Source organism: Microcoleus sp. N9_A1 (assembly GCF_036701795.1).
Taxonomy (GTDB): domain Bacteria; phylum Cyanobacteriota; class Cyanobacteriia; order Cyanobacteriales; family Microcoleaceae; genus Microcoleus.
Genome location: NZ_JAUBRI010000129.1, coordinates 1 through 7,777 on the forward strand (window position 1 = coordinate 1; position 7,777 = coordinate 7,777).

7 protein-coding genes are annotated in these 7,777 nt (G+C 46.0%); 3 read left to right on the plus strand and 4 right to left on the minus strand.

Annotation, left to right across the window (positions count from 1 at the left end; genetic code table 11):
- Positions 1–399: 399 nt before the first annotated feature.
- The 3 genes from QUA58_RS30185 to QUA58_RS30195 form a co-directional block, all read right to left on the minus strand.
- Entirely contained in the window at positions 400–2,070 is a 1,671-nt protein-coding gene (locus QUA58_RS30185; RefSeq protein ID WP_333257328.1) for a PEP-CTERM sorting domain-containing protein, read from the minus strand.
- Between the two features lie 190 nt (positions 2,071–2,260).
- The gene (locus QUA58_RS30190) at positions 2,261–2,575 is read right to left on the minus strand and encodes a hypothetical protein (protein WP_333257330.1); all 315 of its coding nucleotides are present in this window, start codon (positions 2,573–2,575) and stop codon (positions 2,261–2,263) included.
- A gap of 238 nt (positions 2,576–2,813) precedes the next feature.
- Positions 2,814–3,938, minus strand: a complete 1,125-nt coding sequence (locus QUA58_RS30195; RefSeq protein ID WP_333257333.1) for a peptidylprolyl isomerase — start codon at positions 3,936–3,938, stop codon at positions 2,814–2,816.
- 432 nt (positions 3,939–4,370) lie between these two features.
- Here QUA58_RS30195 and efp point away from each other — a divergent pair, with 432 nt between their 5' ends.
- The 3 genes from efp (at position 4,371) to QUA58_RS30210 (ending at position 6,104) form a co-directional block, all read left to right on the plus strand.
- Positions 4,371–4,928, plus strand: a complete 558-nt coding sequence (gene efp, locus QUA58_RS30200; protein WP_333257336.1) for an elongation factor P — start codon at positions 4,371–4,373, stop codon at positions 4,926–4,928.
- Positions 4,929–5,127: 199 nt separating this feature from the next.
- Complete coding sequence (accB, locus tag QUA58_RS30205; RefSeq protein ID WP_333257339.1) at positions 5,128–5,685, plus strand: acetyl-CoA carboxylase biotin carboxyl carrier protein; 558 nt, start codon at positions 5,128–5,130, stop codon at positions 5,683–5,685.
- 26 nt (positions 5,686–5,711) lie between these two features.
- Positions 5,712–6,104, plus strand: a complete 393-nt coding sequence (locus QUA58_RS30210; RefSeq protein ID WP_006631662.1) for an ArsR/SmtB family transcription factor — start codon at positions 5,712–5,714, stop codon at positions 6,102–6,104.
- A gap of 122 nt (positions 6,105–6,226) precedes the next feature.
- On the opposite strand, the gene QUA58_RS30215 is transcribed toward QUA58_RS30210, so the two are convergent.
- Positions 6,227–6,967: a GerMN domain-containing protein gene (locus QUA58_RS30215; protein WP_333257342.1), complete on the minus strand. Its 741-nt coding sequence runs from the start codon at positions 6,965–6,967 to the stop codon at positions 6,227–6,229.
- Between the last annotated feature and the right edge of the window lie 810 nt (positions 6,968–7,777).

Here is a 7,777-nt window from a genome sequence, read left to right on the forward strand (position 1 = left end):
AAAAATCTTCTCTTCATCCCTTGGGCTTGTCTTGGCAACTAGATTAACTGTTACCCCTACTTATTGAGCCGATACGAGAATTTTTTATTAATTTGATACTATTATATTTGATTTTATCTACTATCGTTTATGATTTTTTTGGAATTATTTAACCTGCATCACAGGGGATTCAAGCCCCCACCTTTAGGTGGATTGTTTTTAGGCAGGGGCTTAAATCCCCTGCCTAAAAACTTCACTGTCAACTGTCAACTGTCAACTGTTAACGCAGAGAGCGCAGAGGGCGCAGAGGAAGAGAATAGAGATATGAACAATTCGGACATCAACTTATTTGACAAGTAAACCTAAATATAATACTAGATTCTCGAATTCTTTGAGGATTCGAGAATCTAACATGATTTCTTAGTCGGCTGAGGCAGACTTCGTGTGTGTAGAAGCGATTTCAAGAGCCGATCCAATCGCCGCTAATTTCCGCTTCCGCTTCAGCAACAAACCAGCAAAAAAAGCAGCCGAAGTTACTATCCCCGCAATCTCAGAAGGTTCGGGAACAGCTTCCGCATCATCCATCGCCCGCATCTTGAAAGAGAACTTATCTCGATTAGATTCCAATTTAATCGGGAAAGCTAGAGGATTTTTCGGGTCAATTACTGCATCAATGCCAGTGACGCTAAACTCCGAAACACCGTAACCGAGTAAGGCGACAAAATCTACTACTTCATTAGGCTTGAATTTGCCGATTTCTTGGCCGCCAACTAAGACGCTGAAAAGTTCGTCAGCATCAATGCCGCTGGGAAGACCTAGAATTTTAGTAAATAGCGATGGTTCCGTTGGATTGGGAGTAAGTACGATCGGGCTTTTGTCAACAATGCAGCCATCACCCGTCCCCCCGCTACCGCCAGAAGCCGCAGCATCGCCTATTTTGAAAGTAAAACCAGCAGCCGTGGGCGGGTCAAACCATTTACGGCTGACAACATTATTAAAACTATGCCAACCATCCTCAAAACTATCAGGTAACAAGGGATTTCGCTGAGAACTACCGCAGATTGGGTTGAGGAGGAAAGCATGACTTTTTCCAGTGGCACTGTTAATGCCCTGTCCCACAATTTGACCGCGATCGTTAATGCCGCTTACTTGTTGTAAAAACCACCCAGACTCCTCATCAATCAGACTGTTGAGGTCAGCCATTTCGCCATCTTCCCAGATGAAACCATGATTGAGCCCGCCATTGCCAGTAACGGTATCAAAGCCTGCTACTTGCCCTTTATTGTTAATCGCGATCGCAGCACTCATATTGCCACCGAGAGTACCGAGGTTTGTAACTTCACCGTTTGACCACAAAGTAGCATGGCTTTGCTTGAGGGTACTATTTGATGAAGCACCAACTGCCTGCCCAGAATCATTGATATCATAAGCTGTACTGCCGTTATCTCCTGGAAGGGTTCCCAAGTCAATCATGTTGCCATTTTCCCACTGGAAAGCATGAGTTATGCCTAAAGCTAGGCCCGAATAACCAACTACTTGTCCTTGATTGTTGATACCCTGAGCCCCTCCATTGAAACCAAGAGTACCCAAATCGATCATCTCGCCGTTTTGCCACAAAAAGGGATTAAATTTCTCTTTTGTAGTATTAAACCAACCAACTATTTGTCCAGCGTCATTGATGTCGCTAGCCAGACTGCTGATACCACCAAAATAACCGAGGTCAGTCCTTTGACCGTTTTCCCACACGTAGGCATTATTCGTCCAATTTTCACCCAGATAACGACCCACGACTTGACCGGAACTATTCATTTGGTAAGCCCAAGTGGTGTCTTTGATTTCAGTTATCTGACCGTTGTCCCACACCCCAGCAACACCATTACTAACTAGCACTTGTCCAGAATTGGTTATACCGTAGGCATTGGTTTGGCCGAGGTCGGTAACGGCATAGGAAGCGAAACCAGTATGGAGACTGGCGGCATTTACCGGTTCAACGGCGCTAAATCCCAAGACGGTGAAAGCAGTCAACGACAGACAGCTTTGAACAAACCCTTTCAGGGGAGCTTGTTCAAGCATTTTTGTGAATCTTTTCATGTGCACCTCAGATTTTGTCATCAAGTTGGTCTAGTCCCTTTGGGGAGTAGAGAACGACTTCCCTGTGTATCTATCTGAGGCGCGATCGAGATTTTATGCAAAGACACGGAATTTGTTACAAAACTTTACGTTATCCAGCAAAAAGATTAACTGTCAACTGTCAACTGTCAACTGTCCACTGTCCACTGCTTTACCATTCCTTACCCGAACTCGGCGGCAAGCGCAACCTAGGAAACCTATAAAAAGTATCCCCTTCATCATCTACCTCTAAAATCGCCGAAAAAATCTTAACTTGCCGACTTAAATACTGCTGAGCCACTTCAGCCTCAACCCTAGCATTAGCCGCCAGTTGAATCAACGAAATTTGACTGTTGTGAGTTTCCAACAACTGATAAAAAGCCTCATCCAACCGCTGCTTTTGCTTGCTTTCATTCACATTTTTTACAATCAACAACCCGGCGAATCCGCCCAAACCTATTACCAATAAAAATTGTAAAATAGCCATATTCTAGATTTAATTCCTAATTTTAATAACGAAACTATAAAAATCATCTCTTCCTCCAGCCCGCTGATGCGGGATTTATCTGTGCAGAAGCGATTTCAATCTCCTTCACCATCTAGAAACGATTTCAATCGCAGTCACTCTTGATTTTTTTAGCCCGCACAGGCGGGCTTTGTTTGTGTAAAAGCGATTTCAATCGCCGTCACTTTTGACAAGCAGCGATTTCAATCGCCGTCATTAATTAAACTTGAGGTCGCACCAAATTTTCGATTCCTTTAACTACCTTAGCAGATACAATCTTGTCTCCCTGCTTCAGTTGCTCCAAAACTTCTTTTCCTTCAATCATGTAACCAAAAACAGCATAGCGGCCGTCCAAAAGATTCAGGCCAGCGGGCGTGAGTTCAGGTTCAAACAAGAAAAAGAAAAATTGAGAAGAACCGCTGTCGGGATCGGCTTCTTCCCTAGCCATCGCCACTGTACCGAAAGCCGAAAAAGGTAAAACAGGTTCGTCGCGATAACGCCCCGCATCTTCTAGAGTAATCCCGTAAATAGGTTCTTTTTCGTCCCTGACGAGCACTTCTAGCGGTACATTCCGGTATTTGCCAGTAGCTGGGTCAATAAAACCGACTTCCTTGCCTTCGGGGTCTCCTGTTTGCAAAACGTAGGATTCTTCCGATCGAATAAACGGCAAACCGTCATAAAAACCTCGATCAACTAAATCCACAAAATTACCAGCCGTAACCGGGGCGCTGTAGCCGTCAACCACAACATTAATTTCCCCTTTTTCAGTTTGTACAGCCACAGTAGCGCGCCCTTTCAGTTGAGGCAGATTAGCATACTTGGCAGGCACTTCAAACGGAAACTTTGTCACCATCAACTCTTCGATTTCGCCTACCGAACCTAAGATTGTGGCTTTCAAGTCAATCACTTTGTCCCTGTCTTTAGCCTCAACAGCCTTTTCCAGTTGAGCAATTCCGTCCTTGACTCCTGCAACTAGCGCCTCAGCTTCCGGCTTTTTGGCGTCGGGAATACTCTCTAAAAGGTCAGATTCCCGAAGGTTCAGAATCCTGGAAGCTTTACTGACATCGCTGCTAATCGGCCCCCAACGTTTAGATCGTATGTGGTTGCCAATGTCTTCGAGACTGATTTGCAACTCTCGCACAGTTTGATTGTCAATAGGTAAAGCGAAGCGCAGCAGCGCCCGCCCGTCCGTAATCGCATTCCCAGCAGGCATACTGCTGCTGGGGCGTTTGGCATGGGAGACTGAACTGAAACTCAGGGAGAGAGTGAACAGCAAGAGCGCTAAAGCGACGGTTTTGCCCCAGCGCTTGCACGTATTGATCGAGAAATTAGGCCAATGCAACATAACTTTAACTTTTATTGCCTCTATTATCTTCCCACAGCGCTGTCGGCCTTCTAAGCTGCTACCCATCTAAAGTGCCTGTTCGTTCGGGCAGGGAGGGAGTTGCCCACTAACAATAGTCACCAGTCAACTGACAACAGCCCACTGCCCACTGCCATTAACATTTCAGTACAGCACTTGCTCCCTTTGAACGGTAAAATAAAATGCCAATTGCTTTTTTGATGCCGTCAGCTAGACTGCAGCTTTAACCTGACCCGCTCAAAAACGGATACAATCCCCAGACTCCTGTCGTGGAGAGATCAAAATTTTAGACCAAGGTTCAATCTCCCAAATTCATCTGTGGAGTAAATCTAAAATCTAAAATCTAAAATCTAAAATCGACTGACTGTAGTTCCCCCGTGCCCCAAGGCGACGGGATTGCCCGCAAAAATTTATATGATCTCTAGTAACGACTTTCGACCAGGTGTTTCAATTGAATGGAATAACGGCGTGTGGCGGGTTATCGAATTCCTCCACGTCAAGCCAGGAAAAGGCTCGGCTTTCGTGCGGACAAAATTAAAAAACGTCCAAACCGGAAACGTAGTAGAACAAACCTTCCGGGCGGGCGAGACTATGCCTCAAGCCAACCTGGAAAAGAGTGTGATGCAGCATACCTATAAAGAGGGCGACGAGTTCGTCTTTATGGATATGGAAACCTACGAGGAAAGTCGCCTCAATTCTAAGCAAATAGGCGATCGAGTCAAGTACCTCAATGAAGGGATGGAAGTCAACATCCTTCGCTGGAACGACCAAATCCTGGAAGTGGAACTGCCCAATTCTGTTGTCTTGGAAGTGATGCAAACCGATCCCGGAGTCAAAGGAGATACTGCCACTGGTGGCAGCAAACCCGCGATCGTCTCCACCGGAGCTCAGGTTATGGTGCCTCTATTTATTTCCATTGGAGAACGGATTCGGATTGATACTCGTGAAGACAAGTACCTCGGCCGAGAGTAGAAACGAGAGAGGAAAAGGGAGTTTTTAGTTTTTAGTTCTGAGTTATGAGTTAAAGAAGTCCAAATTCAATACTCATCGCTCACAGCTTAAAAACTATCCCTTTTGCCTTCAAAGTCGTTGATGCTCCTAGCTTCGCCTGATTCTGAATTTTCAATTTTCAATTTTCAATTTTCAATTCTCAATTACCCTTGAATCTGCTGTGCAACTAGACTTAAACCAGCTTTGTGACCTGCTAACTGTATTAGACAAAACTGGCATTTCGGAACTGACCTTAAAAAGTGGGGATATTGAACTGACAGTACGCAAAGGCAGTCTGGCAAGTTCACCAGGCACCTCTGCTGCGCTCCCTGCTGCCGTGGCGACAGTCGCTCCGATCGCCTTGGGCGCTGTTGCTAGCCCCACCTTAGCGTCAACTCCGGCTGTTGAGCAAAATTTAGCAGCGGATCTGGCTGCCCCTGTACCCGTCGCCCCTGTCGCCGTACCTGCTGCCGTACCTGCTTCTGTCGATACGAAATGGGTGCCAATTATCTCGCCGATGGTAGGAACCTTTTATCGCGCTGCTGCTCCTGACGAGCCGCCTTTTGTCAATGTGGGCGATCGCATCAAGGTCAGCCAGACAGTTTGTATTATCGAAGCGATGAAGCTGATGAACGAGATCGATGCTGATGAAGTGTCCGGTCAAGTGATGGAAATTTTAGTTCAAAATGGCGAACCTGTCGAATACGGTCAAGTTTTGATGCGAATTAATCCGGATTGAAAGATTACTTTATTGTTATGGAATAAATGCTAATATTTCCAGATCACTTCTCTCCGGTGAGTTTGATGAAGTCATCCCAGCCTGTCCCGCAAGAGGTTGTGCAACAAGTTGCTGAGTATTTCAGTATTTTGAGCGAGCCAATGCGTTTACGAATTTTGAACTTGCTTCGCGACGGCGAAAAATGCGTGCAAGAGTTGGTGGAAGCTACTCAAACGAGTCAAGCCAATGTTTCTAAGCACCTAAAACTCATGCTCCAAGCTGGTATCCTTACTCGCCGGAGTGAAGGCACTTCAGCCTATTATAAGGTGCAAGACGAGTTAATTTTCGAGCTGTGTAATATGGTGTGCGATCGGCTTGCCAGCCGGATCGAACAGCAAGCCCTACACTTTCGGGCATTTAGCCTAACTACGAAGCACTGAAAATTAGTTGCCAGTCCTCAATCCTCAATCCTCAATCCTCAGTCATGAGTCATCAGTTATCAATTCCTATTATCGGCCTTGAGACCGATGACTAATCACTTGTAACTAATGACTCATAATTACTAAAGAGGAAAATTTTTGTCAAAACTTTGGCGGGTACTCGGCTGAGCCACCTCCAAACCTTCGCCACCCAAAAGTTCTAAAGGCTTGCCTTCCACCGAAATCCAAACCTTGGTATTCGGTTGTAAACTCGTAGCCGTATAGATAACTTGCCCTAACCGACCAGTCATCGAATTGCTCCCTCCCCCCGAAGTAAATTCGGCCGACAAATCCACATAAACTCCGTCATTCTTAACACTCAAACCCCTGAGTTTTGTCCCATTAGGAATTTCGCTAGAAACAGTTCCATCCTTCGGCCCAGCCAACAAACTGTTAAAAGCAGCTTGTAAAGCTGCATCAGGCTTGTCAGCTTGTTTGACAGCTACTTTCGTAGGAACTCCCTCAAATTTGCCGCTGGCATCTTTAACCCAGTAAACTTGCACTGTCTGGACATCTGTTTGCTGCAAAGGCTTTGGCTGTGGCGACTTTGGCACCAGAGCGTTAGGCGTCTGAGCGTTAGGCGTCTGAGCGTTAGGAACTGGGACAGGAGTTGGAGGGGGCACCGGGATAATTACAACAGGGGATTCCGCAGGAATTGGGGACAGCGCCGGAGCGTTAGTCGGAGCGGAAGACTGTGTGTCTGCGGGAGTTGGCGAACGATTCGCCGTCCACCAGGCAATGCCCCCTCCCGCAAGTAAAGCCAACCCGCAAACACCAGCAATCACTGCGGTGGAGACGCGGCGTACTTCTTTTCCATCTTTCATAATACAAATTCTCCTTACAGATAGAGCGCTTGGGACGGTGAGGAGCGACTCCTGATCAGCTACATTTGTCTATGGTTAGATTCTGGAATTGACACAATTGCATTGCTGCTAGCGAACACTTTATAGCAAGCCCAACATATTCTGAATCCGACTATTGGAATCCTAGACCATAATATAAGATTTCGCCCGTGGAGTATGTCACCAAAAACGAGAGGGAAGCCCCGGGCTAACGACATGGGGAGGAACTCGGTAGCGGTTTCAACCGCCTTGAATCCCCTTTCGGGGTTGGAGGGGTATGGTTGCCCCTCCGATGAGGTATTGTTGCCTCAAACTCCCATTTCTGGGGTAATGTTAGCTTGTCGGTCAATGTTTAGTGAGCTTGTTGGGCTGAAAGCACTGTAAAGCGTGACCTTAGAACTGTTTAACTCTCAACGATAGAGCAAGGGACTAGCTACGCATCCCAGGGTATCGTGACTCAAAAAACGTAGTCAGTTAAGACTTAGGCTGGTCAAGATGGCTTGTTAGATTTCTCTTTCAAGCCCCTAGCTTCAGCTCTGGGGTTCCTGACAGTATCTCGATCGGCCTAGTGGCTATATTCTATAGTAATCATAAAAAATTAAAGAATAAAGGAAGAAAAAATAAGTAAAAAGGAAGAAGGAAAGCAACGAATGGATGTAACGGAGGTAAGGGTGGTAACCGATTTAAGGGATTTAGCGGATAGAAGCAGGTCTCTAAAAAATTTTTCCCCAAACAAAAAGCGCCCCTATTACTAGGAGCGCTTTATGTCAATCTCAGACTAAAACTTAGCCA

Excerpts from the sequence above, each read along its gene's own strand:
- QUA58_RS30185 (WP_333257328.1), bottom strand. The coding sequence starts at position 2,070 with ATGAAAAGATTCACAAAAATGCTTGAACAAGCTCCCCTGAAAGGGTTT.
- QUA58_RS30190 (WP_333257330.1), bottom strand. The coding sequence starts at position 2,575 with ATGGCTATTTTACAATTTTTATTGGTAATAGGTTTGGGCGGATTCGCC.
- QUA58_RS30195 (WP_333257333.1), bottom strand. The coding sequence starts at position 3,938 with ATGTTGCATTGGCCTAATTTCTCGATCAATACGTGCAAGCGCTGGGGC.
- efp (WP_333257336.1), top strand. The coding sequence starts at position 4,371 with ATGATCTCTAGTAACGACTTTCGACCAGGTGTTTCAATTGAATGGAAT.
- QUA58_RS30210 (WP_006631662.1), top strand. The coding sequence starts at position 5,712 with ATGCTAATATTTCCAGATCACTTCTCTCCGGTGAGTTTGATGAAGTCA.
- QUA58_RS30215 (WP_333257342.1), bottom strand. The coding sequence starts at position 6,967 with ATGAAAGATGGAAAAGAAGTACGCCGCGTCTCCACCGCAGTGATTGCT.